The organism is Actinomadura kijaniata (assembly GCF_014138665.1).
Classification (GTDB): Bacteria; Actinomycetota; Actinomycetes; order Streptosporangiales; family Streptosporangiaceae; genus Spirillospora; species Spirillospora kijaniata.
The window spans coordinates 482,194-507,954 of record NZ_JACJIA010000002.1; the positions used below are offsets into that span (position 1 = coordinate 482,194).

The following is a 25,761-nucleotide window of genomic DNA, read 5'->3' on the forward strand; positions in this document are numbered from 1 at the left end:
CGTGCTTGAATCTTCAACTATTCCCGGAGACGGATCCCCCGTCCGCGACCGGCACGACCGACTCTAGCCCCACATAGTTGAAAGTTCAACAGAAGGCTCTATACTGGGCGACATGACCGAACCGCGCTGGCTCGATGCCACACAGCAACTCCACTGGCGCGCCTTCGTGGACGGTAACATCCGGCTCACCGAACTGCTCGACCGCGACCTCAAATCCAAGCACGGCCTGTCCCTGCCGGAGTACGAGATCCTCGTCCGCCTCTCCGAGGCCCCCGAGCGGCGACTCCGCATGGCCGAACTCGCCGCCAACGCCAGCCAGTCCCGCAGCCGCCTGTCGCACACCTGCTCCCGGCTGGAGAGCAAGGGCCTGGTCTTCCGCGGCGGCTGCCCCAGCGACAAGCGCGGCGTCTACGCCCACCTCACCGAGGAGGGCTTCGCCGCCCTCGACCGCGCCGCCCGCGACCACGTCGAGACCGTCCGCGAGTACTTCATCGACGTGATCGACCCCGGCGACCTGGAGGCGATCGGCCGCGCGTTCACCGCCGTGATCAACCGGCTGAACGCCGACTGATCACCACCCCACACCCGTCAGGAACCCGAGCGAGATCAGGGTCAGGAACAGCCACCCGGCCATCATCCCGACCCCGAACGGCCGCCACCCCCCACCGACCTGCCACGCCAGCAGCCCGCCCAGCCCGAACGCCAGCACCAGCAACGTCACCATCTGCGGCAGCAGGCTCCCGCGATCGCTGGACATCAACGGCGCCCACATCATCACCGCGTCCACCAGCAGGAAGGTCGCGAACCCCGCCAGCCCCGCGCCGAACGTCCGCGGCTTCAGCTCCGGGACCCGCTCCCAGCGCAGCAACGGCGGCCGCCGCACCGCGGCCTCCTCCACCCGGGACGCCACGGAGAAGATCTCGTCCTCCAGGCTGGGCGCATCCCGCTCCTGAGGCTCCGCCATACCGGCCCCCAGTGATCGACATCGGGACGGTCCTCCACCGGACACGTCGCTCCACCGCACCGTAGCGAATCCATGTCCAACACGCAGGCCCCCGCCCGTGTCATCCTGCTGTTATGCGAGGTAGAGGGCTGAAACGCGGCGCCGCGCTCCTGACCGCGTTCACCGCGGCGACCGCCGTCACGACCGGATGCGGCCAGGGCTCCGACGACAAGGGCGCCGGCACGGCCACCCCGCCCCGGACCACCGCGACGACCACACCGCCGCCCACCACCACGACGACACCCGCCGTCCAACGCTTCGAGTCCCGCGTCACCAAGGTGACCGCCGCCGACCTCAAGCACTCCTGGCGCGAGGGCTGCCCCGTCCCCCCGTCCGGCCTCCGCATGATCCAGATGACCTACTGGGGCATGGACAAGCGCCCCCACCCCGACGGCCGCCTCATCGTCAACGCCCAGGCCGCCGACGACCTGGTCAAGGTCTTCCGCAGGCTCTACGACATGCGCTACCCGATCCGCCGCATGGAACCGGTCGACGTCTACAAGGGCAGCGACTTCGACTCGATCGAGGCCAACAACACCTCGGCGTTCAACTGCCGCAACTCCACCGGCGGCACCCGCTGGTCCCAGCACGCCTACGGCCTGGCCGTCGACATCAACCCCTGCGAGAACCCCTACGTCTCCAGCTCAGGAGAGGTCGCCCACAAGGACTGCGTGAAATTCCGCAACCGCCAACGCCGCGACCCCGGCGTCATCCACGACGGCGACCGCGTCGTCAAGGCGTTCGCCTCCATCGGCTGGGAATGGGGCGGCCACTGGAGCGGCATCAAGGACTATCAGCACTTCTCCAGCACCGGCCGCTGACCTGCGCCGGAGGTCAGACCATCATGAAGGCGATCGCCGCGACGGCGACCACGGCCACGACGGCGACGACGCCGATCACCAGCCCCATGTTGACCCCGGAGGTCTTCACGGGCTGCTGCGGCGTCTGCCGGGCGAAGTTCTCGAACTGCTGCGTGGTCCCGGCCGGATCATTCGGAATCTGCGACATGCGGGCCAGAGTAGCGGACCAAATCCCCCCTCTTCATGCCAAATAGACACGCGCCCCTGGGGCGAGTGCACCGGTCGTCGACTGCCCGAAAGCTCGCAGCTCCTCCCCGGCAACGCCGGATCAGGCCGCGTACGGCTGGCCGACAGCAGCCCAGCACGACACACCACGCTCGGCGATGTTCCGCGCCGCGTTCCGGTCGGCATGCGCGACGACGCCACACGACCGGCACTCAAAAGCAGCCTGATCAAGCCGGTTCCGCTTGTCACAGTGCCCGCACCACGAGCACATCCGCGACGTGCACGCCGGATCGACGCACACCACGACCACCCCGGCCCGCCTTGCCTTGTAAGTGATGAACTCCCTGAGCTGATGGAACGACCACGAATGCAGCGTGACCCGTTGGGGCTTGCGTAGCCGTACCCGTTCACGGAGATCCTGGAGATCCTCCAGAGCGATACCGCGCCCGGTGCGTTCAGCCTCGGCCACGATGCACTTCGCGATCCGATGGTTCTCGTGCGTTGAGGTACGCCTCTCCTTACACCGCCGCTTCCTCATCAACCGCTTGGCGGACCTCGTCCCCTTCGACTGCAACCGAATCCGCAGACGCCGCTGACGCTCCCGATACCGATTGAGCCGCTTACCGGCGTACCTGCTGCCGTTGCCGGTGGTCGCGATGTTGACGATGCCCAGGTCCACACCGATGAAGCCGTCCGGCTCCCTGTTGAGCGGAGCCTCCGGAACCTCGCACGTGACATGCAGGAACCACATGCCCTCCCGGCACACCAAATCACTCTCGCCGAGCCGGTACGCCGCCACCTGCGCCAACTGCTCAGCCGAACCCGTGTACGCCAGCCGCTTGACCCGACCCTTCACCGTCCAGATCGACACCGTCCGAGCCTCGTACTGCCAGGACAGGCAACGATCGTCATAGGGCTGCGCGGCACCGGCCCGGAGCCGCCGCTTCTTCTTCCGGCCGGTCGCATAAGCGTCGGCCACCTTGCGGATCACATGAATGGCGGGCTGAGCCGACAGGCCCAGCGCCTTCACCTCGGCATACATGGCCTTCTGAAGATCGATGCGCCGGAACACACGACGTTCCCACGCCAGATCGGAGACCAGATCGGCCGCCTCGTCGCACGCCACGAGAGCCGCCGCCAGAGCCTCCTCCTGGCTCCGCGTCGGCAACAACCTGATCTGAACCGACACCTTCATCGTCGAACACGGCGTCGATGACGGAACGTGTGCGGAGCGGAACGGAACGTTCCTCGTGGGCCGGCAGGATCGCGGACGCAGCCTTCGATAAAGCTCGGTGACCTTCGTGGCTGCGACCCGCTATTGTTGACACGCTTGGAGGCTTCGCCTAGTGGACGATGGCGCCGGTCTTGAAAACCGGTGAGTCGGTGACCCCGGCTCCGTGGGTTCGAATCCCACAGCCTCCGCTTCTCGCGGCTCCTTCCGTTCTGTCGGGAGGGGCCGTTTTCGTTAGGGTCCGGGTATGGATCATGAGGAGAAGCTGCCGCGGTACCGGGTGCTGACCGGGCCGGACGACGCGACGTTCTGCTGGCGGGTCAGCGAGATGCTGGATTTGGGGTACCAGCTGCACGGGTCGCCCTCGGTCACCTTCAACGGGGATCGGGTGATCGTGGCGCAGGCTCTGGTCCGTCCGGAGTGACGATCTTGTGGCCGGGGACGGAGGGCCAGCGGACGGTCATCACCGTGGACTCCTCCTCGGCCCGCCAGGAGTGGTCGACCTGGTGCCACAGGACGTAGTCGCCCTGTTCGGCGAGTTCCACGTCGCCGTCGGGGAACTCCAGGACGAACCGGCCGCTGATGAGGACGAGCAGGGCGGTGCGCTTGTCGTCGGTGGTCCACTCGGCGCGGCGGTCGCCCCTGCGGTGGACGCCCCATTTGATCTCGACCTCGGCGCTGTGGCGGAGGTCGTCCTCGGGTTTGAAGTGTCCGAGGAGCCAGCCGTGGTCGGTCGCGGCGTCCGGTCCCGCCTTGCCCGTGTAGACGTTCTTCACGGGGAGTGAATGTAGTGCGGCCGGTCCCGTCGGGCGAACGGGACCGGCCGTGGTGTCGCTACTGGGGGCGCTGGTAGGCGAGGCCGTCGCCGACGTGGGCGGCGAGGGTCAGGTATGCCTCGCGGGTGGGGGAGGCGAGCTGTTCGAGGTCGACTTCGGCGCCTTCTTCGAGGTGGTCGTCGTAGGGGATGCGGACGACGGCGCGGCAGCGGCTCTCGAAGTGGGCCTGGAGTTTGTCCAGGTCGACCTGGCTGCGGGTGCGTTGGCGGACCATGGACAGGACGACGACGCCGTTGCGGACCAGGTGGCCGTGGTCGTGGGCCTCCAGCCAGTCGAGGGTGGCGCTGGCGGAGCGTGCGCCGTCGACGGACGGGGAGCTGACGAGGACGAGCTGGTCGGCGAGGGCGAGGACGCCGGACATGGCGGAGTGGAGCAGGCCGGTGCCGCAGTCGGTGATGCAGATGGAGTAGTGCTGTTCGAGGATCTCGGCGACGGCGGTGTAGTCCTCGGCGCTGAAGGCCTCGCTGACGGCGGGGTCGCGGTCGGAGGCGAGGATCTCCAGGCGGGCGTCGTTCTGTGAGGTGAAGCTGCGGATGTCGGCGTAGCGGCGGGTCCGCTCGGGGTTGTTGAGCAGGTCGCGGACGGTGGCGGCGGTCTCCAGGCGGACCTTGTCGGAGAGGGTGCCGCGGTCGGGGTTGGCGTCCACGGCGATGACGCGGTCGCCGCGCAGGGAGGCCAGCATGGAGCCGAGGCCGGTGGTGGTGGTCGTCTTGCCGACACCGCCCTTGAGGGACATGACGGCGACGCGGTGGTGGCCGCCGGCGACGGGTCGGCGGGCGCGTTCGACGAGGTCCTTGCGGCGCAGTTCGGCCTGGGACTCGCCGGGGTGGATGTTGCCGCCGGTGGCCTTGTAGACGGCCTTGCGCCAGCCGGAGGAGGGCGCGATGCGGCGTTCGCCGAGGAGGTTCTCGGAGCTGAGGCTCTCGGCGGTCTGGGGTGGGGCTTCGGGGTGCTGCGGGGTGGGGGGCTGCGGGTAGCCGCCGGGACCCGGCTGTCCGTATCCGGGCTGTCCGTACCCCGGTTGCGGGTAGCCGGGCTGGGGGCCGTAGCCCTGAGGGGGCGCGTAGCCGTGCGGCTGCTGCGTCGCCGGGCCGTAACCGAGGAACGGGGGCTGGTCGGCGGGCGGCTGCGGCTGCGCGTCGTGCTGGGTCGGGTCGCCGCCTGCGAACGGGGGCTGCCGGTGGTCAGCGGCGGGCGGGTACGGCGCACCCTCCTGCTGCTGGGCGCCAGCCGGGTCGAACGGCGGCTGGGCAGGTGAGAAGGGCGCACCCTGCTGTGGGGGCGCGGGCGGGAACGGCGCGCCCTCCTGGGGCGGGCCACCGGCGTTGTCGAACGGCGGCGGGGCGGGCGCGAACGGCACGTCCTCCTGCTGGGGCGCGGGCGGGAAGGCGGCGTTCTCCTGCTGCGGCGCGCCAGCCGGGTCGAACGGCTGCTGGCCAGGCGGGAACGGGTTGTTCTCCGGCGGCTGGCCGCCAGCCGGGTCGAACGGCGAAGCAGGCGAGAAGGGCGCGCCCTCCTGCGGGGGCGCGGGTGGGAACGGGGCGCCCTCCTGGGGCGGGCCACCGGCGTTGTCAAAGGGCGGCGGGGCGGGCGCGAACGGCACGTCCTCCTGCTGCGGCGCGGGCGGGAACGGCGCGTTCTCCTGCTGCGGCGCGCCAGCCGGGTCGAACGGCTGCTGGCCGGGCGGGAACGGTGAGCCCTCCTGCGGCTGGCCGAAAGCGGCATCGTATGGCGGCTGCGCGGGCGCGAAAGGCGCACCCTCCTGCTGGGGCGCGGGCGGGAACGGCGCGTTCTCCTGGTGCGGTGCGCCTGCCGGGTCGAAGGGCTGCTGGCCGGGCGGGAAGGGTGAGCCCTCCTGCGGCTGGCCGGCGGCGGCGTCGTACGGCGGCTGCGCGGGCGCGAAGGGCGTGCCCTCCTGCGGAGGTGCGGGTGGGAACGGGGGGCTCCCCTGCGGGGGCCGGCCGTTGGCCGGGTCGATCGGGGGCTGGGCCTGGTCGCCCTCGAACGGCGGGAACTGCTGGGGCGGGAAGCCCTGCGGGTAGGGCGACTCGAACGGCGGCCGCATCGGGGCGCCGCCGTTGTAGGGCTGCTGGGGCAGTTCGAAGGGCGGGGGCGCGGAGCTGTACGGCGGTGGGGGCGGGACGTCGCCGGGCTGGAAGGGGGGCGGCGGCCGGTCGAAGTCCTGCGGGGGCGGCGGGGCGGACCAGCCGTCCGGGGCGGGCGGCGGTGGGGCGCCGAACTCCTGGGGCGGGGCGGGCGGGGGCGCGGCCAGCCAGGGGTTGTCCTGGGGCTCGGCCGGCGCGGGGGGCCGTTCCTCCGCGGGAGTCGCGGACGGGCCGGCGGTCTCGCTGTTCATCTTGTCCAGCGAGGCCAGACGTTCTTCCAGGGAACGTCCTTCGTGCTCGTTCCTTGACACCCGTGTCTCCCCTCGGACCCGTGCAAAAAGGTACGGATCGGCCATGGTCCCAGGGCAGGATACCTGCCAATATCATGCGGCCCATCGGTAAAGCCACGTCCAACACTTCGACCTCGCCGGGGGAGGCTGTGGAGCGTCGGAAACCGTCGGGTGAGCGGCGGGTAGCGTGAGGCGTATGCATGCGATCGTGATCCGTGAGCCAGGGGATGCCGACGTTCTGGAGTGGACGCAGGTGCCCGATCCGGAGCCTCGTTCCGGCGAGGTGGTCGTCGAGGTCGTGGCGAGCGCGGTGAACCGGGCCGACGTCATGCAGCGGCTCGGGTTCTATCCGCCGCCGAAGGACGCTCCCCCGTATCCGGGGCTGGAGGTGTCGGGGCGGATCGTCGCGCTCGGCCCGGAGGTCGAGGGCTGGAGCGTCGGTGACGAGGTGTGCGCGCTGCTCGGCGGGGGTGGTTACGCCGAGCGGGTCGCCGTTCCGGCCGGGCAGTTGCTGCCGGTTCCCAAGGGTGTGGAGCTGGTGGACGCGGCCGGGTTGCCGGAGGTGGCCTGCACGGTGTGGTCGAACGTGTTCATGCGCGCCGGGCTGGGCGCCGGGGAGACGTTCCTGGTGCACGGGGGCGGCAGCGGGATCGGGACGATGGCGATCCAGCTGGCGCGGGCGTCCGGGGCGCGGGTGCTGTGCACGGTGGGGTCGGAGCGGAAGGCCGCGTTCTGCCGGGAGCTTGGTGCGGAGCCGGTCAACTACCGCGAGGACGACTTCGTGGCGCACGGCCCGTACGACGTGATCCTCGACAACATGGGCGCGAAGTACCTGGCGCGCAACGTGGAGGCGCTGGCGCCCGGGGGGCGGCTGGTCGTCATCGGGTTGCAGGGCGGGACGAGGGCCGAGCTGGACCTGAACGCGCTGCTGGTCAAGCGGGCCTCGGTGCACGCAACCTCGTTGCGGGCCCGTCCGTTGGAGGAGAAGGCGGAGATCGTCGCCGCCGTCCGTGAGCATGTGTGGCCGCTGGTGGAGTCGGGGGACGTGCGCCCGGTGGTGGACCGGCGGGTCCCGATGGCGCGTGCGGCCGAGGCGCACCGGCTGCTGGAGGACAGCGGCCATATCGGCAAGATCTTGCTGACCGTGTGAGACTGGAGTCACCATGAATGAGCCTCAGCAGCGTTCCGAGCAGGACCCGCAGGTCCTGGTGGTCGGCCCGAACGGCATCGCGATCAGCGGCCCCGGCGGGGGCGGCGGTGACGAGGGCGACCGGGAAGAGAAGTCGGTGGCCGAGATGGTCGAGCAGCCCGCGAAGGTGATGCGCATCGGCGGGATGATCCGGCAGCTTCTGGAGGAGGTGAAGGCGGCCCCGCTGGACGAGGCCAGCCGTGCCCGGCTGCGGGAGATCCACCAGTCCTCGATAAAGGAGCTGGAGGACGGTCTGGCGCCGGAGCTGGTCGAGGAGCTGGAGCGGCTGTCGTTGCCGTTCGCCGAGGGCGCGGTGCCGAGCGAGGCGGAGCTGCGGATCGCCCAGGCCCAGCTGGTCGGCTGGCTGGAGGGGTTGTTCCACGGCATACAGACCACGCTGTTCGCGCAGCAGATGGCGGCGCGGGCGCAGCTGGAGCAGATGCGGCGGGCGTTGCCGGCCGGGCTGGTGCAGCAGGGCGAGGCGGAGCAGCCGTCACCGCGGCACTCGTCGGGTCCCTACCTGTAGGTCCGGAGGGCGGGTCCTCGGGCGGTCACGGGAAGAGTCGTTCGAGGACCCGTGCCACGCCGTCGTCGTCGTTGCGGTGGGTGGTGTGGGTGACGCAGGCGAGGACGTCGGGGTGGGCGTTGGCGACGCCGTAGGAGGTGCCCGCCCAGGTGAGCATCGGCAGGTCGTTGGGCATGTCGCCGAACGCGACGACGTCGGCGGCGGAGATGCCGTGGTCGGCGCAGAACTCGGCGAGCGCGCTGGCCTTGGTGACGCCGTGGGCGCTCATCTCCAGCAGGCCGCGGCCGGAGGAGTGGGTGACGGTGACCAGGTCCCCGACGGCCTTGGCGGCCTTCTCGGCGAGGGTGTCGGGGTCGGCGGACGGGTGGAACGCCAGGAGTTTCGTGCCGCCTCGGCTGGTGAGCTCCTCGCCGTCCACGGGTCGTCCGCCGAGGGCCGCGGCGTCCCAGCGGCCCAGGTTGTAGCGGGCCTCGAAGACGAACCCGTCGGGGTACTCGACGGCGAACCGCAGTTCCTCGTCGACGGCGCGCAGCCGTTCCACGGTGGTGGCGATGACGTCGGGTTCGATGAGGCGGGCGCGGAGCACCGCCTCGGTGTGCAGGTCGTACAGGACCGCGCCGTTGGCGCAGATGGCGACGCCGTGGTGGTCGACGGCGGTGGCGATCTCGTGCATCCAGCGGGGTGGCCGTCCGGTGACCATGACCAGTGTCGCCCCGGCGCGTTCGACCCGGGCCAGTGCCGCCACGGTGCGGGCGGAGACGGTGCCGTCGGAACGCACGATGGTGCCGTCCAGGTCGGTGGCGATCAGTCGGGGCGTGCGAGCGGTCATGTCACCTTCCTGCGTACCGCCGCGGGCGCGGTCGCGGCGGATCCGAGCTTAGGCGACGGGATGTCGGTTTCCGACATCCGAGCCCTCGGAGATCCGTTCGCGGGAAGGGGCCGGGGGCCGTCTCCCTTCCCCAAGGAGGCGGCCCCCGGTGTCCGGTCAGCGCTTGACGGGTTCCAGGACCTCCAGGCCCAGGTACTTGCGCAGCGCCTCGGGAACGTGGACCGAGCCGTCGGCCCGCTGGTGGTTCTCCAGGATGGCGACGATCCAGCGGGTCGTGGCCAGGGTGCCGTTCAGCGTCGCCACCGGGCGGCTCCTGCCGTCGGCGTCCTTGGCCCGGACCGACAGGCGGCGCGCCTGGAAGTCGGTGCAGTTCGAGGTGGAGGTGACCTCGCGGTAGCGGCCCTGCGTGGGGACCCACGCCTCGCAGTCGTACTTGCGGGCCGCGCTGGCGCCGAGGTCGCCCGCCGCCACGTCGATCACCCGGTAGGGGATCTCGACCTTGGCGAGCATCTCCTTCTCCCAGTTCAGCAGCCGCAGGTGTTCCTCGTGGGCGTCGGCCGGGTCGCAGTAGGAGAACATCTCCACCTTGTCGAACTGGTGGACGCGGATGACGCCGCGGGTGTCCTTGCCGTAGGAGCCGGCCTCCCGGCGGAAGCACGACGACCAGGCGGTGTAGCGCCGCGGCAGGGCGTCGATGATCTCGTTCATGTGGTAGGCGGCCAGCGGGACCTCCGAGGTGCCGACCAGGTACAGGTCGTCCTCGGGGAGCTGGTAGACCTCGGCGGCGTGCGCGCCGAGGAACCCGGTGCCCTCCATGGCCTCGGGCTTCACCAGGACCGGCGGGTACATGGGGACGAAGCCGTTCTCGACGGCCTGTTCCATGGCGAGGTTCAGCAGCGCGTACTGCAGGCGCGCGCCGACGCCGGTCAGGTAGTAGAAGCGGGCGCCGGAGACCTTGGCGCCGCGTTCCATGTCGATGGCGCCGAGGGTCTCGCCGAGCTCCAGGTGGTCGCGGGGCTCGAAGTCGAACGTCGGCACCTCGCCGACGTGCTCCAGGACGACGTAGTCGTCCTCGCCGCCGGCGGGGGCGCCGTCCTCGATGAGGTTGGGGACGCCCTTCAGCACGGTGTCGAGTTCGGCGCCGAGCCGGTCGGCCTCGGCCTCGGCGTCCTTGACCTGCTGCGCCAGCTCCTTGGCGCGGGTCAGCAGCGTCTGGCGCTCGTCGCCCTGCGCCTTGGAGACGGACTTGCCGAAACTCTTCTGCTCGGCACGCAGGGACTCGAACGAGGACAGCGCGGCGCGGCGCTTGGCGTCGAGTTCCAGCAGCGTGTCGACGACTTTCTCGTCCTCGCCGCGGGCGCGTTGGGAGGCGCGCAGGCGGTCGGGATCCTCTCGAAGAGCTCGCAGGTCAATCACAGTGACGAGGCTACCGGGGCGGGCGGGTCCTTCGCGCGTCTATATCACCGGTTCCCCGGTCATCGGGTGGCGTGGGCGAGCAGGGCGTGGGCGGGCAGCGCGATGCCGCCGTCGGGGGTCGCGTAGCGGCGGGAGAGGCGGTCGTACTCGGCCTTGACGCGGGCGACGGTCTCGGGGGTCTGGCGGCCGACGACGACGCCGTTGGCGCCGACGCGGGCGAGGGCCCCCAGCTCCCACCACTCCTCGGGGTCGACGGTGTGGTGCCAGGTGACGGGGTCGACGGCGGCGTCGGCGAAGCCCGCGTCGGCGACCAGGGCGCGGAACGGCTCGGCGCGGCCGTACTCCATGAACGGCGGGGTGGGCAGGTCGTCGGGCCAGGGCACGCCCGCGGCGTCCAGGGCCTCGCGGACCAGGCCGAGCGCGCCGCTGCCGGGCATCTCCCAGCAGGTCAGGGCGAGGCGGCCGGTGGGGCGCAGGACGCGGCGCAGTTCCTTGAGGGCGGTGTGCGGGTCGCCGACGTGGTTGATGACGAAGTTGCCGACGACGGCGTCGAAGGACGCGTCGGGGAAGGGGGTCTCGGGCAGGACCGCGACGTGGACGTCCAGGCCGGGGACGTTGCGGCGGGCGGTGGCGGCCATCTCGGGGTCGGCGTCGAGGGCGGTGATGTGGGCGCCGCGCCGGACGGCCTCGGCCGCGACGACGCCGGAGCCGACGCCGACCTCCAGCAGGCGGGTGCCGCCGGTGACGCCCGCCGCGTCGAGGAGCGGGCCGGCGGTGTGGCGGGTGAGGCGGGCGAAGCCCCGCTCGTAGGCGGACGCGCGTCCGGCCCACAGGTCACGCTCGTATGCGTCGAAGTCTGTCGCCATACCTCCGCACGTTAGCGGCGCCGGCGGTGGGTCTCCTGGAAACGGGCGGTCTTGGCGCGGTTGCCGCAGATCTCCATGGAGCACCAGCGGCGGGAGCCGTTCTTGCTGACGTCGTGGAACCACAGGACGCACTCGGGGTTGGCGCACTTGCGGACGCGGTCGGGGCGCTGGGCGTAGAGGCGGACGAGGTCGGCGGCGGCGGTCCAGGCGGGCAGCCACGCCGGGTCGTCGACCAGGGTCTCGACGGCGGGCTCGCCGTCGCGGAGGACGGGGCGGCGGGAGCCGCGGGCGAGGACGGCGTTGAGGGGTTCCTCGTCGCCGGTGAGGGCGGCGCGCACGGCGTCGCGGGCGCGCAGGAGGGGGTCCAGGGCGCCGTCGGCCGCGGGGAGGTCGTGCCCGGCCAGCCAGTCCGGCAGGCCGTCGGGCTCGTCGAACAGGTCGAACCGGCGTCCTTGGTCGATCCAGACGGTGTTGACCAGGTCCAGGGCGAGGGGCTCGCCGGTGAGCGGGCGCGTCATGCCGACAGTCTACTCAACCGGCTAATCGGCCTTGACTGGTTGGAGAGGACCGGGCTATGGTCATCGCACGATCAACCGGCTAAACAGCTTTTGATGGTTGGAGAAGTGATGACCGCAATGCGCCACCGGACCGTCCGCGTCAACGGGCTCGACGTCTTCTACCGGGAGGCCGGGGACCCGTCCGCGCCCACGCTGGTCCTGCTGCACGGCTTCCCGACCTCCTCGGTCGCCTACCGCACGCTGATGGAGGACCTGGCCGACGAGTTCCACCTGGTCGCGCCGGACTACCCGGGCTTCGGCCTCAGCTCCGCGCCCGCCGCGCACGAGTGGGAGTACACCTTCGACCGCCTGGCCGACGTGGTGGACGCCCTGCTGGACGAGCTGGGCGTCACCCGTTACGCGGTCTACGTGCACGACTACGGCGCGCCGGTCGGGTTCCGGCTCGCGCTGCGCCACCCCGAACGGATCACCGGGATCGTCACGCAGAACGGCAACGCCTACGAGGAGGGGCTGACCCCGTTCTGGAAGCCGATCCGCGACTACTGGGCCGACCCCTCCAAGGAGAACGGCGACGCGCTGCGCGGCCTGCTCACCCGGGACGCGACGCACTGGCAGTACACGCACGGCGTCCCGGACGCCTCGCTGGTCGACCCCGCGCTGGAACTCCACGACCAGGCGCTGCTGGACCGGCCCGGCAACCAGGAGATCCAGCTCGCGCTGTTCCTCGACTACGGCACCAACCCGCCCCAGTACTCCCGCTGGCAGGAGTACCTGCGCGCCCACCGGCCGCCGCTGCTGGCGGTGTGGGGCCGCAACGACGAGATCTTCGGCCCGGACGGGGCGCGCGCGTTCGCCCGCGACCTCCCCGACGCCCGGATCCACCTGCTGGACGCCGGCCACTTCCCGCTCACCACCCGGCTGCGGCAGAGCGCGGGCCTGATCCGCGACTTCCTGCGCGGGCTGTCGGACTGAACGCCGCGATGACCGCCACCAGCCCCGAGGCCCCGCGCCCGCCCGCGCGGCCCGCCCTCCCCCTCGCCCTGTGGACCACCCTCGCCGCCACGGCCGGGCTCCTGCTGCTGGCCGGGGTGGGGGCGGCGACCGGGACGCCGCTGTTCGCGCTGCCGTTCGCGGCCAGCGCGGCGATCGTCGCGGTCGCGCCGGGCGCGCCGTTCGCGCAGCCGCGCAGCATCCTGCTGGGGCACCTGGCGGCGGGCGCGCTCGCGCTGGCCCTGACCGCCGCCGCCGGCCCGTCGGTGTGGACCGCCGCCGTCGCCGCCGGACTGGCCACCGCCCCGATGCTGCTGCTCCGCGCCCCGCATCCCCCCGCGACCGCGACGGCCGCGTTCATCGGGATGACCGCGCCGGACCCGTGGTTCCTGGTGAGCCCGGTGCTGATCGCCAGCGTCCTCGTCGTGGCGGGCGGCGTGGCGCTGGGGCGGCTGCTGCCGGGACGCCGCTACCCGACGTACTGGCGCTGAACCGGCGCTGAACGCGGACAGGCCCGGCAGGTGGACGCCTGCCGGGCCTCTCTCGGGTCTTCGATCAGCGGATGTCGACGTACATGACGCGGCCGTAGCAGCCCCAGTAGCTGGCGGTCTCGGCGAACCCGGACCGCCAGTCGCCGTCCTTGCTCGCCGTGACCGTCCTGCTGAAGCGGCCCCGCGAGTCGGTCGTGGTCGTCGCCACGGCCTTCCACTTCGTGGAGCCCTCGGCACGGAAGTAGAGCGTGACCTTGGCGCCCTTCGCGGCGGGCTTCGGGCCGTTCACATGGCGTTGGAGGCGGCCGGAGATGGTCAGCTTCCGCTTGTTCAGCGACCGGTCGGCGCCCAGGAGTTCGGTCCTGTACTTGGCCACGATGCGGCGGGCCGGGCTCTGCGCGGTCGTGCGGGTGGCGTCACCCGCGTACCGGAACCGCCAGTACCCGGTGCCGGCCACCGGAGCGTTGATCATGAACGAGCCGTCGACGTAGGTGGTGGCGCGGTCGCCCACGTCCTTCCAGGTCTTCCCGTCGGCGGAGAACTGGAGACGCACCGGGGCGTTGACGACAGGTCCGGAGGCGCCGGACTCCGTGCGGTACGTCAGGTGCGCGGAAACGGTGATGCCGCCGGTGCGGTTCACCCGCGCGTGACCGAAGTCCGGCTTCTCGAACGCGGTCACGTACTTCAGCGGCAGGGGGCCCGACGCCGGAAGCATGCGACGCGCGTAGGCGTAGTCGCCGTCCTGGTACGGCGCCTCGACGTCCCACCGCCGGTCCCGCCCCGCGACCACCGTGATCGTGTACGTGCCGTTCCCGGCGGTGGTGGCGGCGGTCTCGGTGCCGGTGGTGACGCCGCGCGCGACGATCTTCCGGCCCGCGAGCGGCACCCACGCGCCGCCACGGGCACGGCGCTTGAGCGTTCCGGTGATCTTCACCCTCTGCCCGACGGTCGTCGGGGTCGGGCTGAACGCCGCGCTGACCTCGGTGGCCTGCCGCTGGAACGGCGCGGGGAGCACGCCCCTGGCCCGTCCGTAACGGCCGTTCCCCGCGAAGGACGCGGTCGGCTGGAGCGCGTTCGTGGTCACGATGCGGGTCCGGAACCCCCCGTCCGGACCGGTGGTGATCGTGGCGCCGTTGACGTCGATCTCCAGGCCCCGCAGCGGGGCCCGGTCGGCGGCGGTGACCAGCCGTCCCGTGAACTCGGTCTCGGGAGCCTCGACGTCGGTCGTGGAGGGCGTGACCTTCAGGTCGGCGAACTCGGCCTTCTCGCGCTTGCGGACGCTGGGAGCGCCCGTGAAGGACACCCGTCGCTCGTACCGGTCCCCGGCGTCGTTCCAGACGGTGAACCCCAGCCAGTAGTCACCGGTCGGCGGGTCCACCGGCCGCGTCGCCTCCAGGGTGATCTCGTGGTGGTCCTGGAACCGGAGCCGCGACGTCTCGGTGAACGCGTCGACCGTGAACGCCGGAGCGCTCTCCCCCGCCCGGTGGTAGCGGGCCTCGACCCGCGCGACCGGCAGCGCGGTCCGGACGACGAGCCGGGGCTTCAGGGGGCCGTCGAACAGCTCGCCCGGGGTCCCGTCGCTTCCCGAGAGCACGACCGGGGTGTGGTCGACGAACCCGACCCCGTCCCTGCCGACCCGGTCACCGGAGGCGGTCACGGCCTCGGCGTCCAGCAGCGTGCGCCCGCGCGGCAGCCGGACGGTGCCCGCCGTCACCCAGGAGCCGTCGGTCGCGCTCCCCGAGGTCAGCTTCAGTTCGGCCCTGCCGTAGGGCTCGCTCTGACCCTCCATGCGGAGCTTCACGCTGACGGCCGTCACACCGCCCGGAGCGACGACGGCGACACCGACCCTGGCGTCGCCGGTGGCCTTGTCCGTGACGTTCCCGCCCGCGCTGCGGAAGATCACGGTCTCGTCGGCGTGGGCGGGGGCGACCAGCGCGCCCACCGCCAGCAGCAGGGCGGCCAGGACCGCCGTCAAACGTCGTGTCACTTCACGTCCACGTAGTCACTGGAGCTGGTGGAGCCGAAATAGGAGGAGCTGCCCGCGTAGGCGGCGCGCCAGGTGCCGTCCTTGGACGCCTTGACCGCCTTGCGGAACGCGCCCTTGGAGTCGGTGGTCGTCGTGGTGACGGCCGTCCACTTCGTGGCGCCCTTGGCCCGGAAGTAGAGGGTGACCTTCGCGCCCTTACCGGCGCGCTTCCAGCCGTTGCCGAGGTCGCGGACGATGTCGCCGGTGAGCGTGAGCGTGCCGCCCTTGCGGACGGGATCGGGGGTGGCGTTGAAGCCCCGGATCGCCGTGCGGTAGCGCATGTCGATCCACCTGGCAGGACTGACCGCCTCGGTGTCGGGGGTCTGGGGCGAGGCGTTGCCGCTGGTGCCGCCCGCGTACCGGACCCGCCAGTAGCCGTCCTGGGTGACCTTCGCCTGCATTCCGAAGCGGCCCTGCTCGTGGCTGACGCCGCTGGCCCGGGTGACCCACTTCTTGCCGTCGGTGGAGAACTGGAGGTCGACGAAGCTCCCGACAACCGCCGTGTTCTCACCGCTGCTCCTGGGGCGCGACACCCGGCCGGTGGCGGAGAGCGGGGTGCCCGGGGCGATCGGGTCGGGACCGAGCGTCACCCCCTCGATCACCGTGGGCTGGCGGACGGACCGGAAGGGCGCGGTGGCCGACGTGGCCTTGTACCAGTGGCCGGGGACGGGCTCGGGGTACACCGCCTCCCAGAAGCCGCTGGCCCTGATGGTGGTGTCCAGGCGGTACCGGCCGTCGGCGTCGGTGGTCACCTCGGCGACCAGGTCACGCTGCGGGCCGCCGCTCGGAACGCCGTGGTGGTTGTAGTAGAGGGCGACGGTCTCGCCGTCCAGCGGGACCATGGTGCCGTCGGTGGCACGCTGCCGCTTGAGCCGGCCGGACACCGTGACCTTGTCGCCGACGTGCTCGGCCGGCCCGCTCTGCACGGTGATCGCCGTGGGAACACCGCGCACGGTGGCCTTCACCGTGGTCGACGGAGGGAGGTAAACGCCCGTGCCCGTGGAGAGCACCTGGGCCGTCCCCTCCCGGTCCAGCCGGACGGTGAGGGAGAAACGGCCGTCGGCGTCCGTCGTCGTCATGAGGTCCGTGTCCCTGCCGGAGTAGATCCGCGCTCCGGCGACGGGGGGCTGGGAGCCGTCCGGGTGCGCTCCGACCAGGCGGCCGGTGACGGTGACCTCCCGGCGGTCGGCGTCGATCCAGTCCCGGTCCTGCCGCACGTCGAGCATGCGCGCGCGGTACCGGACGTAGAGCTTGCCGGAGCGGCGTTCCTGCCGGTCGTCCCGGTCGTTCCAGGCGGTGACGGTGAGCTGGTAGTTGCCGGGCGGAGGGTTCAGGGTCCGGTCGGAGGAGTAGACGGAGAAGCCGTCGCGCTGCTCCACCGGGCGGACACCGTCGGCCGTGCCGACCAGCTCGTTGGTCCCGGCCCGGTACAGGCGCATCTCGACGCGCTTGATCGGACGGTCGTGGGTGATCGTGGCCGAACCCCCGAACGGACCGACGAGATAGCCGCCCACCCGGCCGTCGGCGGCGGCCTGGACGACCGGGCCGCCGAGCGCGAACCGGTCGGCGGGCATGTCGGCGTAGGCCGCCTCCCGCCGCGCGTCGCTCCGTCCGGCACCGTCGGTGACCACCACGTCCACGACGGTGCGGCCGTCCCTGAGCCCCATGGTCCCCGGCGTGCGCCACTGGCCCTCGGTCCTGCTCCCCCCGAACAGCTCGGCCGCCTCGGCCGTCGCGTACGGGGCGTCCTCGCCGCGCAGCCGCAGGCCGACGGTGACCTTCGTGATCCCCGCGGGTGAGGCCGCCCGCACCAGAGGACGGACCTCGTTCCTGCCCGGTGTCCGGGCCAGGATCACTTCCAGGATCGCCGCGCCCGACTCGGCGCGGGAGACCCCTTGGAACAGGGTCATGGTGAGGAGCAGCGACCCCGCGGCCGCCAGGATTCTGCGCACTTCGCCTCCGTTGTCGCACGAGCAACAGGGGAGACGTGCGGATGATCCTTTCGGGTTACGTCCGCCGAATCACGTTCCGGTCACGCGTGGCCGGAGCGGACCGACGCCAGCCAGGCGGCGGCCTCGGTGAAGTCCTGGTCGTGGGTGCCCCGGCGGATCTCCGGGCGGACCTGGTCGGCACGCGGGTAGGAGCCCACGAAGCGGACGTCGGCGCACACCCGGCGCAGGCCCATCAGCGCCTCGCCGACGCGGGCGTCGTCGACGTGGCCCTCCAGCTCGATCCAGAACAGGTACGAGCCGAGGCCCGCGCCGGTCGGGCGGGACTGGATCAGCGTCAGGTTGATGCCGCGCATGGAGAACTCGGTGAGGATCTCCAGCAGCGCGCCCGGGTGGTCCTCCCCGATGAACGCCACCACCGTCGTGCGGTCCGTGCCGGTCGGGGGCGGGGGCGTGCCGGGGCGGCGCAGCGCGATGAAGCGGGTGACGGCGTCGGCGACGTCGTGGATGTCCTCGGCCAGCACCGACAGGCCGTACCGGGCCGCCGCGAACGAGCCCGCCAGCGCCGCGTCGTAGTGACCGTCGGCGACGTGCTGGGCGGCCTCGGCGTTGGAGGTGGCGGCGCGCCACTCGGCGTGCGGGACGTTCTCGGCCAGCCAGCGGCGGCACTGCGGCTGGGCGTGCGGGTGGGAGGCGACGGTCTTGATGTCGCCGAGGTCCGTGCCGGGCCTCACCAGCAGGGCGAACGAGACCGGCAGGTGCGCCTCGCCGACGATCTGGAGGGGCTCGCCGGTGGCCAGCTCGTCCAGGGTGGTGGGGACCGAGCCCTCCACGGAGTTCTCCAGCGCCACGACCGCCAGGTCCACCTCGGCGCGGCGCAGCGCGTCCAGCGCGGCCGGGACGGTGGCGTAGGGCAGGTGCTCGGCCTCGTCGGCGCCCGGGAACGAGCGCATGGCGGCTTCGGTGAAGGTGCCCTGCGGACCGAGATAGGCGTAACGCTGCGGCATGTTCGGCTTCACTCCTTCGCCCCCGCAAGGAGCGCACGGTGTCGGGCCCTGAGCGACAGGGCCGCCCCAGAGGGACACGAGTTTACGCGGTCGGCGCAGGAGGCGGTCAGGACGTGACGGTCAGGACCTGGCCGAGGGCGCGTGGCCGTTGCCGCCGAAGTCCGGGAGCGGGTCGTCCATGGAGACCACCGGACCCTTGCCGAGCCGCGCGGCGCGCAGCGCCTGGCTCTCCTCGGGGGACAGCATCTCCCTGGCGTGCCCGTCCTGGACGGCCTTGGCGTAGGTCCGGGTCTCGGTGCGCCCGTTGATGGAGGAGACGATCACTCCGTCGCCCGCGGAGTTCAGCAGCGCGAGCGAGAACGACCGGTGCCCCGACATCTCCTTGAGCGCGTCGTAGTGCACGATGGCGAGGTCCCGGAGCGCCTGGTTGTCCACGGGGCCGCCGGCGGCCTGAAGCTGCCGCCGAAGCATCTCGGCGCACTCCTCGACGATCTGGTTCACCCTGTTGTGGGCCACCACGGCGATGGACAGTCCGGCCACCCCGGCGACCAAGCCCGCTACGGCCACCGCGATGAGCATCACGGGGCGAGCGTACCCACCTCCGCCCCACCGAGAGAAGTTTCCTCATGATCGACTTTGCGGCGCAGCCGGTTCACCAGCCAGATCCCCAACACCAAGATCATCATCACGGCGATCAGGCCGAACGCGTCGCGCAGCAGTTGCCCCAGAAAGCGCCAGATCAGGACGGGTGCCTCCCGCGCCGGGGTGACGCCCCACCAGGGCAGCGGGAACAGGAACGCGACCCACACGACCCCCCCGACCAGGCATCTTCGCGCGTCCCGCCCATCGCCCACCAAAGCGCCGATCACCGCGATCATCCAGACGAGATGGTGGATCCAGCCCACCGGGGACAGCAGCACCGACAGCAGACCGGTGATCGCGACGCCCGCCAGCAGCAGGTCGCGGGCGGGCGTCCCGGCGGCCGGATCGGCGGCGCGCGTCAGGTCGGTGCCGCCGAACGGGGCGGTGACGCGCGCGGCGGCGGTGTCGCCGAGCCGGGTCGCCCGCCGCGCGAGCCGGAACCCCACGAACGCCACCACCAGGCTCAACGCCAGCCACACCAGCGACCGGGGCGGGCCCTCGGGCAGGGCGCGGGCCACCATGCCGTTGAGGGCCTGGTTGGTGGTGCCGTCGACGGCGCCGGTCCGCTCGCCGCCCTCCAGCAGCGCCCCGAACCAGTAGTCCGCCGAGTCGTGCGGCAGCAGCGCGAACGCCGCCAGCGACGCCGCGGCGGCGGTCAGCACGGCGTTGGCCAGCGCGTCGCGCCGCCCGGTGAGCAGGAAGTAGACGAGGAACACGCCCGGCACCAGCTTGATCGCCACGGCGAGGCCGACGAGCGCCCCGCGCGGCCAGTACGCGGTGCGCGCCAGGCAGTCGGCCAGGCACAACGCCATCAGCAGGAACCCGACCTGCCCGAACCGGATCTGGTCGAACGACGACCACACGTACGCCATCGCCCCGAACAGCGCGCCCGTCGTGACGGGCGCCCACCGCCCGGTGCGGCGGATCAGGTCACGGAAGCAGAACCACACCACGACCGCCAGCCCGGTGTAGGACACGGCGATCCAGGCGATCTGCGCGTGCCACCACCTCATCAGCGTGAACGGCACCGCCAGCACCGCCGCGAACGGCGGGTAGGTGAACGGCAGCAACTGCGGCGGCGGCGTGACCACCTCGTACAGGGGCGCGCCGCGCAGGATCGCCCGCCCGCCGTCCCGGTAGACCTCCAGGTCCACCATCCGCTGGTCGGGCGGGTTGGTCAGCCACTTGGTGACGATCGGGGACACCGCGAGCGCGGCGACGGCGACGCCGAGCAGCACGATGAGCAGCTCGGGCGGTGTCCGCCGGCCCCGGTCCGCCGGGGCGCCGCCCGCTGCCCGCTTGCCTGCACGCATGTCCCCATCCTGGCGTAAGCCGCCCACTAACCTGGTCGCATGGCACAGCGGGGGGCGAAGACCGGCACACTCTGGGCACTGGTCCTGGCGATCGTCCTGGTCCCCCTGGCGGCCCTCGCCGGCGCCGGCGACGCCCGCGCGGCGGCCGGAAACGCGCCGGGCCCCGGCCGCGTCGTGATCGTCGGGGTGCCGGGCCTGAAGTGGAGCGACGTCACCGAACGCGGCGCCCCCACGCTGTGGCGGCTGACCGGGCAGGGCGCGGTCGGCGGGCTGAGCGTGCGCACGCCGCTGGCCTACACGTGCCCGACCGACGGCTGGCTGACGCTGTCGGCCGGGCAGCGGTCCCGGCTGGCGCACGGCGACTGCGCGCTGCCCGCCGCGCCGCAGGTCACCCCGGACGGCGGCGCGGTCGCGCCCGGCTGGGAGACGATCGGGAGGGACAACGCCGACGGCTCCTACCACGCGCGGATCGGGCTGCTCGGGCAGTCCGCGGCGGACGCGCGGCAGTGCGCGTTCGCGGTCGGGCCGGGCGCGGTGTTCGGCCTGGCCGACGCGAACGGGCGGGTCGCCCGGTACGCCGAGTCGCCCGACAGGGTCGCGCCCGCCGACTGGGCGCGCTGCCCGCTGACCGCCGTGGACGTCGACGACGTGTTCCGCGCCTACGTGAAGGCCGGAACCGACGCGAAGGGGCGGCCCGTCCCGGTGAGCGACCGGGAGCGCGCCGCCGCCGTGGCCGCCGCCGACCGCCGGGTCGGGCAGGTCGTCGCGGCGCTGCCCGCCGGGACGACCCTGCTGGTCGCGGGCCTGTCGGACACCACCGCCCGGTCCCACCTGCGGGTCGCGCTGGCCACCGGGCCGGGGTTCCCGTCGGGGTTCCTGACCTCCACCGCCACGCGGCAGCCGGGCCTGGTCACGCTGACGGACCTGACGGTGACGGCGATGCGGGTCACCGGGCTGGCCAGGCCGGACGGCGCGGTCGGGTCGCCGTGGACGCCGGAGCCGACGAGGGGCTCGGCCTCCTACAAGCGGGAGGCGCTCGTCGACGAGGACGTGGCCGCGCAGGTGATCCGCAGGGCGCAGGGCTCGTACTTCTGGGTGCTCGGGGCCGCGCAGATCGCCGTCTACCTGGTGGCCGCGCTGCTGCTGCGCCGCCGCCCCGAGCCGGGGACGCGGCGGCGGGTGCTGGGGGTGGCGCGGGTCGTGGCGCTGCTGGCGGGGGCCACGCCGGTCGCGTCGTTCCTGGCCGGGCTGGTGCCGTGGTGGCAGGCCCCGCGGCCGACGCCGGTGCTGGTCGTGTCGGTGCTGGCGTTCGGCGCGCTGGTCGCGGGGATCGCGCTGGCCGGGCCGTGGCGGCGGTCGGTCCTCGGGCCCGGCCTGGTCGTGGCCGGGGTGACGGCGGTCGTGCTGGCCGCCGACGTGATGCTCGGCTCCACCCTGCAACTGAACTCCCTGATGGGGTACACGGGGGTGGTCGCGGGCCGGTTCTACGGGTTCGGGAACCAGGCGTTCTCGCTGTTCGCGACGGCGTCGGTGCTGACGGCGGCGTGGCTGGCGGCCCGCCCGCTGCGCGCGGGGCGCACGATGGCGGCGGCGGGCGTCGTCGCGGCCGTCGGGGTGGTCGCGGTGGCCGTGGACGGGCTGCCGATGTGGGGCAGCGACTTCGGCGGCGTGCTGGCGATGGTCCCGGTGTTCGCGCTGGTCGGGCTGATGGTGGCCGGGCGGCGCGTGTCGTGGTGGAAGCTCGGGCTGTTCTGCCTGGCCGGGGCCGTGGTGGTGCTGTTCATCTCGTTCCTGAACGCGCGCAGCGCCCACCCCACGCACCTCGGCCGGTTCTGGCAGCAGCTCGAGAGCGGCGACGCCTGGGGCGTGGTGGTCCGCAAGTTCCACGCGATGGTCGGCGCGCTGGGGCTGCTGCCGGTCGCGGCCGTGCTGGCGCTGGTCGTCGTCGCCGTGTACCTCGTGCTGGCCGATCCGGCGCGGCGGCGGGCCGGGTGGCTGGCCCGGCTCTACGCGGCCGCGCCGACGACGCGGCCCGCGCTGCTGGGGGCGCTGACGATCGGCGTGATCGGGACGCTGGTCAACGACTCCGGCCTCGTGATCCTGTCGGTGGCGTTCTGCCTGGCCGCGCCGCTCACCCTCGCGGCGCTGCTGCGGACGCTGGAGGAGCGGCCCGGCGACGTTCCGCCAGACACCAGCGCACCAGGTACACCAGCACCCCGGTCAGCAGCACGGGAACGATGACCGACCGCGCCACCGACGGCAGGAACCAGCGCAGCGCCTCCGGCAGGTCGACCAGCTTCGGGTCGCGGGCGGGCAGGTAGGCCAGGCTGAACACGGCCGTGCGCACCAGCATGATCTGGTCCATGCGGGAGGCGGGCAGCAGCGCCAGCACCGCCCAGCCGAACCCGTCGTACCAGGGCAGCTCGTAGGGCGCGGCGAACAGCCAGGCCAGCACCAGGGCGGCGGCGACGCGGCGGCCCTCCTGGCGGTCCCGCTCGGCGGCGTCGCCCAGCGGGTCGCGGGGCAGGGCGTGGTAGAGCAGCCAGACCAGCGCCAGCATCAGCGCCACCCAGCCGACCTTGATGACGGCGCGGTTGTGGAGCAGGCTGTCCAGCAGGTGCCAGGGCGTCGCCAGCGACACCATGTTCGAGGCGTCGCGGAGCTGGTCGAAGGCGTGCGGCCCGGCGGGCAGGAAGGTCGCGGCGGCGACCGCCCCGGCGGCGGCGAACAGCGCGGTCAGCGGCGGCCACCGCCGCGCGCGCAGCAGGCACCAGGCGGGACCGCCGCCGACCAGCGCGGCGGGCAGCTTGATCGCCATTCCGACCCCGACGAGCGCCCCGGCCAGCAGCGTCCGGCCGGGGCCCGCGCGGAACGCCGCCAGCGCCGCGACCATCGGGGCGACGGCCTGGACGTCGTTGTGCGCGCCCGCCATCAGGTGGAACAGCATCAGCGGGTTGCAGGTCCACAGCAGGGCGGCGCGGAGCCGGGCGGTCTCGTCGCGGGCGGTGCGGTGCAGCACCAGCGCGGCGATCGCGAACGCGGCCAGGTTCAGCAGCGACAGCACGAACACCGTCACCTTCACCGAGTCGCCGCCGACCCGGGACGCCAGCGCCTGCCCCGCCGTGGCGATCGGCCCGTAGACCGAGGGGGTGTCCTGCCACTCCTGCACCGCGTTGATCACGGGGTCGTGCGGCAGGTCGGAGGCGCGGGTGGCGTAGGGGTCGTGCCCGGTGGCGGCCATGCGGCCGTAGGCGGCGTAGTTGAGGTGGTCGGTGGACCCAACCGGCGGCAGGAACGCGAACGCCGCCGCCACCAGCAGCCCGGCCCCCACCAGCCGCGACGCCGGAACGCGCCAGCCCCGCCGCAGGGCGGTCAGGCACAGGGCGAGGCCCGCCGCCCCCGCCGCGACGCCCAGCACGACGAGGACGACCAGCAGGGTCCCGGGCGGGCGGACGTTCAGGGAGAACGGCGGCGCGCCCGCCGCGCCGGGCAGTTCGGGCACGAACGCCGACGGCCCGAGAACCGCCGTGAGCAGGAACAGCGCCAGGGCGGCGCCGATCGCGGCCAGGCCGCGCGTGCCCGTCCGCCCGGGGGTCACCGGCGTCCGGTGAGGCGGGACAGCCGCCCGGCGACGGCGGGGTCGCGGACGGCGAGGGCGCGGGCCACGTCCCGGAACTGGCGGGCGCGGTGGACCTGGGCGTGCCAGTCGGTGCCGGTCGCGCGGTGGGCGAGGGGGACCTCGACCTCGCGGACGCGGAAGCCCTGGCGCAGCAGGTCGATGGTCAGGCCGGTCTCCACGCCGAACCCGGCGGCCAGCGGCAGGGCCGCCTCGAACGCGGCGCGGGTCAGGCAGCGCTGGCCGTTGAGCGGCTGCGTGGCGGTCCAGCCGGTGGCGCGCCGGATGCCGTCGCGCGACAGGCGGACGACGAAGCCGTGCCCGCCGAGCTTCACGGTGGTCGCGAACACGGCGATGGTCATGTCGGCCTCGCCGTCGCGGACGGGCGCGACCAGCGGCGCGGCCTCGCGGGCGGTCTCGGCCAGGTCGGCGTCCAGGAACAGCAGGTGGCGGGGGGTGTCGCGGCCCTCGTCCAGCAGCCGCACGGCCTCGGCGCCGGTCTCCATCGCCGCGCCCTTGCCCCGGTTGCGGGCGTGCCGGACGACCCTCGCCCCGGCCTCGCCGGCGACCCGCGCCGTGCCGTCGGAGGAGCCGTCGTCGACCACCACGACCAGGTCGGCGCCGGGCAGTTCCAGGGCGGCCTTGACGGTGGCCGCGATCCGGTCGGCCTCGTCCTTCGCCGGGATGATCACCGCTACTTCCTGCATAGGGGCGATCGTAGTGGGGACGGCGGCGCCGCACCGGCAACCCGGCCCGGACGGCACGACGGCCCGCGGGGGTCACCCCCCGCGGGCCGCGGAACGTGCGCGGACGGGTCCCTTGCGGCGCCGTCAGCCCGCGTGGGGCGCGGGCACCGCGTCGACCACGGTGAACACCGAGTCGAGGCCGGTCACCTGGAGGATCCGCCGAACGGCCGGGCGCGGCGCGGCCAGCTCCAGCGAGCCGCCCCGTTCCTTGAGCCGCTTCATCGCCGACAGCAGGACGTTCATGCCGGTCGAATCGCAGAACTCCACGCCGCTGAGGTCGACCACGATGCGATCCACCTCCTCGCGCAGCAGAACGGCCAGCGCGTTCTGCAGCCGCGGCGCGGTGTACAGGTCCAGTTCGCCGGTCGCTGTGACGACGGCGTGACCTCCCTGAGATGAAGTCGAGACGTTTAGCTCCACGAGCGGCACACTATCGGGCGAACGCCGTGGGAGCCAGACAGTTCGCGAAGACCCGTGTCGTGGGGGCGTCACCGCAGTACACCGGTATGACCGTTACGTCCCGTCATCGCGCGGGCACTTCGTCCGGGCGCCTCCCGGAACGTTCCCGGCGGGTGGCCGTCTCCGGCCTGCGGACTGCACGATTCCCCCCTCGTGGCGCCGCCGATTGGGGGACGCTGGACGGGTGCGACGAGAACCGGACGGCCGCGCCGCGCCGTCCGCGGCGGTCATGCATGGGGGGATGCACCGCAGATGAAGGACGAACCTTACGGTCCCGACCCACGGGAGCTCCGGCTGCGCGACCGCCTGGAGTCCATCCGGGCCCGCGCCGAGAAGTCCAACTCCTGGCGCACCTCCACCCAGTACCTGTCCCGCCTGGTGAACCGTTCCGGCTTCGTGCCGGTCCGCGCCCGGCTGGCCCGCGAGGACCTGACGTTCCTGGCGGGCGCGCGCGACGACGTGCTCGCGTTCGCCGAACTGAGCCTGCGGCTGCTGGACCTGCACCGCCCCCAGGACGCGGGGGGCATCACCAGCGACCCCGACAGCCCGATCCGCCGCTGCCGCGCCTGCATGTGGCGCTGGCCCTGCCCGACGTTCCGCACCATCGACGAAACCGTCGACCGCTGACCCGCCCGCACCGGGCGGACCCCCCGCGTCGAGAAGGGCCCGCCCCGCGGGCGAACGGCCG

General features: G+C 72.9%; 26 protein-coding genes and 1 tRNA gene. 10 read left to right on the plus strand and 17 right to left on the minus strand.

Annotated elements, in window-relative coordinates; genetic code table 11:
- Positions 1-112 precede the first annotated feature (112 nt).
- Positions 113-571: a MarR family winged helix-turn-helix transcriptional regulator gene (locus HNR61_RS09475; RefSeq protein WP_067812576.1), complete on the plus strand. Its 459-nt coding sequence runs from the start codon at positions 113-115 to the stop codon at positions 569-571.
- On the opposite strand, the gene HNR61_RS09480 is transcribed toward HNR61_RS09475, so the two are convergent.
- The gene (locus HNR61_RS09480; protein ID WP_182842742.1) at positions 572-964 is read right to left on the minus strand and encodes a hypothetical protein; all 393 of its coding nucleotides are present in this window, start codon (positions 962-964) and stop codon (positions 572-574) included. It abuts the gene before it with no gap.
- 113 nt (positions 965-1,077) lie between these two features.
- Here HNR61_RS09480 and HNR61_RS09485 point away from each other — a divergent pair, with 113 nt between their 5' ends.
- Entirely contained in the window at positions 1,078-1,824 is a 747-nt protein-coding gene (locus HNR61_RS09485; protein WP_182842743.1) for a M15 family metallopeptidase, read from the plus strand.
- A gap of 13 nt (positions 1,825-1,837) precedes the next feature.
- On the opposite strand, the gene HNR61_RS09490 is transcribed toward HNR61_RS09485, so the two are convergent.
- The gene (locus HNR61_RS09490; RefSeq protein ID WP_182842744.1) at positions 1,838-2,011 is read right to left on the minus strand and encodes a hypothetical protein; all 174 of its coding nucleotides are present in this window, start codon (positions 2,009-2,011) and stop codon (positions 1,838-1,840) included.
- Positions 2,012-2,131: 120 nt separating this feature from the next.
- Positions 2,132-3,223, minus strand: coding sequence for an RNA-guided endonuclease InsQ/TnpB family protein (locus HNR61_RS09495; RefSeq protein WP_182842745.1), 1,092 nt, complete (start codon positions 3,221-3,223; stop codon positions 2,132-2,134).
- Between the two features lie 137 nt (positions 3,224-3,360).
- Between HNR61_RS09495 and HNR61_RS09500 the strand changes: the two genes are divergently transcribed.
- Together HNR61_RS09500 and HNR61_RS09505 are read left to right on the plus strand one after the other, a co-directional pair.
- Positions 3,361-3,450, plus strand: a tRNA-Ser gene (locus HNR61_RS09500).
- Between the two features lie 56 nt (positions 3,451-3,506).
- On the plus strand, positions 3,507-3,683 hold the full coding sequence (locus HNR61_RS09505; RefSeq protein WP_182842746.1) for a DUF1737 domain-containing protein: 177 nt from the start codon (positions 3,507-3,509) through the stop codon (positions 3,681-3,683).
- On the opposite strand, the gene HNR61_RS09510 is transcribed toward HNR61_RS09505, so the two are convergent.
- Together HNR61_RS09510 and HNR61_RS49860 are read right to left on the minus strand one after the other, a co-directional pair.
- Positions 3,634-4,035, minus strand: a complete 402-nt coding sequence (locus HNR61_RS09510) for a cupin domain-containing protein (protein WP_182842747.1) — start codon at positions 4,033-4,035, stop codon at positions 3,634-3,636. The two genes, HNR61_RS09505 and HNR61_RS09510, sit on opposite strands and share 50 nt — an antisense overlap.
- Before the next feature lie 58 nt (positions 4,036-4,093).
- Entirely contained in the window at positions 4,094-6,511 is a 2,418-nt protein-coding gene (locus HNR61_RS49860; protein WP_312897824.1) for a MinD/ParA family ATP-binding protein, read from the minus strand.
- Positions 6,512-6,686: 175 nt separating this feature from the next.
- On the opposite strand from HNR61_RS49860, the gene HNR61_RS09520 reads away from it, so the two are divergent.
- Positions 6,687-7,640 carry an NAD(P)H-quinone oxidoreductase gene (locus HNR61_RS09520; protein WP_182842748.1) on the plus strand — a complete coding sequence of 318 codons (954 nt, stop codon included), beginning with the start codon at positions 6,687-6,689 and terminating at the stop codon, positions 7,638-7,640.
- A gap of 13 nt (positions 7,641-7,653) precedes the next feature.
- Positions 7,654-8,205 (plus strand): bacterial proteasome activator family protein, encoded by a 552-nt coding sequence (locus tag HNR61_RS09525; protein ID WP_067812569.1) that lies wholly within the window; start codon positions 7,654-7,656, stop codon positions 8,203-8,205.
- Positions 8,206-8,230: 25 nt separating this feature from the next.
- Here HNR61_RS09525 and HNR61_RS09530 read toward each other — a convergent pair whose 3' ends face one another.
- The 4 genes from HNR61_RS09530 to HNR61_RS09545 all read right to left on the minus strand — a co-directional run bounded on the left by HNR61_RS09530 (position 8,231) and on the right by HNR61_RS09545 (position 11,834).
- The gene (locus tag HNR61_RS09530) at positions 8,231-9,034 is read right to left on the minus strand and encodes an HAD family hydrolase (RefSeq protein WP_182842749.1); all 804 of its coding nucleotides are present in this window, start codon (positions 9,032-9,034) and stop codon (positions 8,231-8,233) included.
- Positions 9,035-9,190: 156 nt separating this feature from the next.
- Positions 9,191-10,450 carry a serine--tRNA ligase gene (gene serS / locus HNR61_RS09535; RefSeq protein ID WP_182842750.1) on the minus strand — a complete coding sequence of 420 codons (1,260 nt, stop codon included), beginning with the start codon at positions 10,448-10,450 and terminating at the stop codon, positions 9,191-9,193.
- 59 nt (positions 10,451-10,509) lie between these two features.
- Entirely contained in the window at positions 10,510-11,316 is an 807-nt protein-coding gene (locus HNR61_RS09540) for a class I SAM-dependent methyltransferase (protein WP_182842751.1), read from the minus strand.
- Between the two features lie 11 nt (positions 11,317-11,327).
- Entirely contained in the window at positions 11,328-11,834 is a 507-nt protein-coding gene (locus tag HNR61_RS09545) for a CGNR zinc finger domain-containing protein (protein WP_182842752.1), read from the minus strand.
- A gap of 108 nt (positions 11,835-11,942) precedes the next feature.
- Here HNR61_RS09545 and HNR61_RS09550 point away from each other — a divergent pair, with 108 nt between their 5' ends.
- Both HNR61_RS09550 and HNR61_RS09555 read left to right on the plus strand, forming a co-directional pair.
- On the plus strand, positions 11,943-12,806 hold the full coding sequence (locus HNR61_RS09550; RefSeq protein ID WP_182842753.1) for an alpha/beta fold hydrolase: 864 nt from the start codon (positions 11,943-11,945) through the stop codon (positions 12,804-12,806).
- An 8-nt stretch (positions 12,807-12,814) separates the two neighbouring features.
- A complete protein-coding gene (locus tag HNR61_RS09555) occupies positions 12,815-13,315 on the plus strand; it encodes an HPP family protein (protein ID WP_182842754.1) in 501 nt (166 codons plus the stop codon).
- A 64-nt stretch (positions 13,316-13,379) separates the two neighbouring features.
- Here HNR61_RS09555 and HNR61_RS09560 read toward each other — a convergent pair whose 3' ends face one another.
- The 5 genes from HNR61_RS09560 to HNR61_RS09580 form a co-directional block, all read right to left on the minus strand.
- Entirely contained in the window at positions 13,380-15,302 is a 1,923-nt protein-coding gene (locus HNR61_RS09560; protein ID WP_182842755.1) for a hypothetical protein, read from the minus strand.
- Positions 15,299-17,293 (minus strand): hypothetical protein, encoded by a 1,995-nt coding sequence (locus HNR61_RS09565; RefSeq protein ID WP_182842756.1) that lies wholly within the window; start codon positions 17,291-17,293, stop codon positions 15,299-15,301. Before HNR61_RS09565 ends, HNR61_RS09560 begins: the two co-directional genes overlap by 4 nt.
- An 80-nt stretch (positions 17,294-17,373) precedes the next feature.
- Positions 17,374-18,297, minus strand: coding sequence for a prephenate dehydratase (pheA, locus tag HNR61_RS09570; RefSeq protein ID WP_182842757.1), 924 nt, complete (start codon positions 18,295-18,297; stop codon positions 17,374-17,376).
- A gap of 120 nt (positions 18,298-18,417) precedes the next feature.
- The gene (locus HNR61_RS09575; RefSeq protein WP_182843195.1) at positions 18,418-18,876 is read right to left on the minus strand and encodes a DUF4446 family protein; all 459 of its coding nucleotides are present in this window, start codon (positions 18,874-18,876) and stop codon (positions 18,418-18,420) included.
- On the minus strand, positions 18,876-20,252 hold the full coding sequence (locus HNR61_RS09580; protein WP_182842758.1) for a glycosyltransferase 87 family protein: 1,377 nt from the start codon (positions 20,250-20,252) through the stop codon (positions 18,876-18,878). Before HNR61_RS09580 ends, HNR61_RS09575 begins: the two co-directional genes overlap by 1 nt.
- A 39-nt stretch (positions 20,253-20,291) precedes the next feature.
- Between HNR61_RS09580 and HNR61_RS09585 the strand changes: the two genes are divergently transcribed.
- A complete protein-coding gene (locus HNR61_RS09585) occupies positions 20,292-22,493 on the plus strand; it encodes a hypothetical protein (protein WP_182842759.1) in 2,202 nt (733 codons plus the stop codon).
- On the opposite strand, the gene mptB is transcribed toward HNR61_RS09585, so the two are convergent.
- The 3 genes from mptB to HNR61_RS09600 form a co-directional block, all read right to left on the minus strand.
- Positions 22,384-23,850: a polyprenol phosphomannose-dependent alpha 1,6 mannosyltransferase MptB gene (mptB, locus tag HNR61_RS09590; RefSeq protein WP_182842760.1), complete on the minus strand. Its 1,467-nt coding sequence runs from the start codon at positions 23,848-23,850 to the stop codon at positions 22,384-22,386. The genes HNR61_RS09585 and mptB overlap by 110 nt on opposite strands.
- Complete coding sequence (locus tag HNR61_RS09595; RefSeq protein ID WP_182842761.1) at positions 23,847-24,575, minus strand: glycosyltransferase family 2 protein; 729 nt, start codon at positions 24,573-24,575, stop codon at positions 23,847-23,849. The genes mptB and HNR61_RS09595 overlap by 4 nt, the downstream gene beginning before the upstream one ends.
- Positions 24,576-24,698: 123 nt before the next feature.
- Complete coding sequence (locus HNR61_RS09600; RefSeq protein WP_067812555.1) at positions 24,699-25,034, minus strand: STAS domain-containing protein; 336 nt, start codon at positions 25,032-25,034, stop codon at positions 24,699-24,701.
- A 291-nt stretch (positions 25,035-25,325) separates the two neighbouring features.
- On the opposite strand from HNR61_RS09600, the gene HNR61_RS09605 reads away from it, so the two are divergent.
- Positions 25,326-25,700: a hypothetical protein gene (locus HNR61_RS09605; RefSeq protein ID WP_182842762.1), complete on the plus strand. Its 375-nt coding sequence runs from the start codon at positions 25,326-25,328 to the stop codon at positions 25,698-25,700.
- Positions 25,701-25,761 lie beyond the last annotated feature (61 nt).

Coding starts and splice junctions, on each gene's coding strand:
- HNR61_RS09475 (WP_067812576.1), top strand. CDS start 113: ATGACCGAACCGCGCTGGCTCGATGCCACACAGCAACTCCACTGGCGC.
- HNR61_RS09480 (WP_182842742.1), bottom strand. CDS start 964: ATGGCGGAGCCTCAGGAGCGGGATGCGCCCAGCCTGGAGGACGAGATC.
- HNR61_RS09485 (WP_182842743.1), top strand. CDS start 1,078: ATGCGAGGTAGAGGGCTGAAACGCGGCGCCGCGCTCCTGACCGCGTTC.
- HNR61_RS09490 (WP_182842744.1), bottom strand. CDS start 2,011: ATGTCGCAGATTCCGAATGATCCGGCCGGGACCACGCAGCAGTTCGAG.
- HNR61_RS09495 (WP_182842745.1), bottom strand. CDS start 3,223: ATGAAGGTGTCGGTTCAGATCAGGTTGTTGCCGACGCGGAGCCAGGAG.
- HNR61_RS09505 (WP_182842746.1), top strand. CDS start 3,507: ATGGATCATGAGGAGAAGCTGCCGCGGTACCGGGTGCTGACCGGGCCG.
- HNR61_RS09520 (WP_182842748.1), top strand. CDS start 6,687: ATGCATGCGATCGTGATCCGTGAGCCAGGGGATGCCGACGTTCTGGAG.
- HNR61_RS09525 (WP_067812569.1), top strand. CDS start 7,654: ATGAATGAGCCTCAGCAGCGTTCCGAGCAGGACCCGCAGGTCCTGGTG.
- HNR61_RS09530 (WP_182842749.1), bottom strand. CDS start 9,034: ATGACCGCTCGCACGCCCCGACTGATCGCCACCGACCTGGACGGCACC.
- HNR61_RS09540 (WP_182842751.1), bottom strand. CDS start 11,316: ATGGCGACAGACTTCGACGCATACGAGCGTGACCTGTGGGCCGGACGC.
- HNR61_RS09545 (WP_182842752.1), bottom strand. CDS start 11,834: ATGACGCGCCCGCTCACCGGCGAGCCCCTCGCCCTGGACCTGGTCAAC.
- HNR61_RS09550 (WP_182842753.1), top strand. CDS start 11,943: ATGACCGCAATGCGCCACCGGACCGTCCGCGTCAACGGGCTCGACGTC.
- HNR61_RS09555 (WP_182842754.1), top strand. CDS start 12,815: ATGACCGCCACCAGCCCCGAGGCCCCGCGCCCGCCCGCGCGGCCCGCC.
- pheA (WP_182842757.1), bottom strand. CDS start 18,297: ATGCCGCAGCGTTACGCCTATCTCGGTCCGCAGGGCACCTTCACCGAA.
- HNR61_RS09575 (WP_182843195.1), bottom strand. CDS start 18,876: ATGCTCATCGCGGTGGCCGTAGCGGGCTTGGTCGCCGGGGTGGCCGGA.
- HNR61_RS09580 (WP_182842758.1), bottom strand. CDS start 20,252: ATGCGTGCAGGCAAGCGGGCAGCGGGCGGCGCCCCGGCGGACCGGGGC.
- HNR61_RS09585 (WP_182842759.1), top strand. CDS start 20,292: ATGGCACAGCGGGGGGCGAAGACCGGCACACTCTGGGCACTGGTCCTG.
- HNR61_RS09595 (WP_182842761.1), bottom strand. CDS start 24,575: ATGCAGGAAGTAGCGGTGATCATCCCGGCGAAGGACGAGGCCGACCGG.
- HNR61_RS09605 (WP_182842762.1), top strand. CDS start 25,326: ATGAAGGACGAACCTTACGGTCCCGACCCACGGGAGCTCCGGCTGCGC.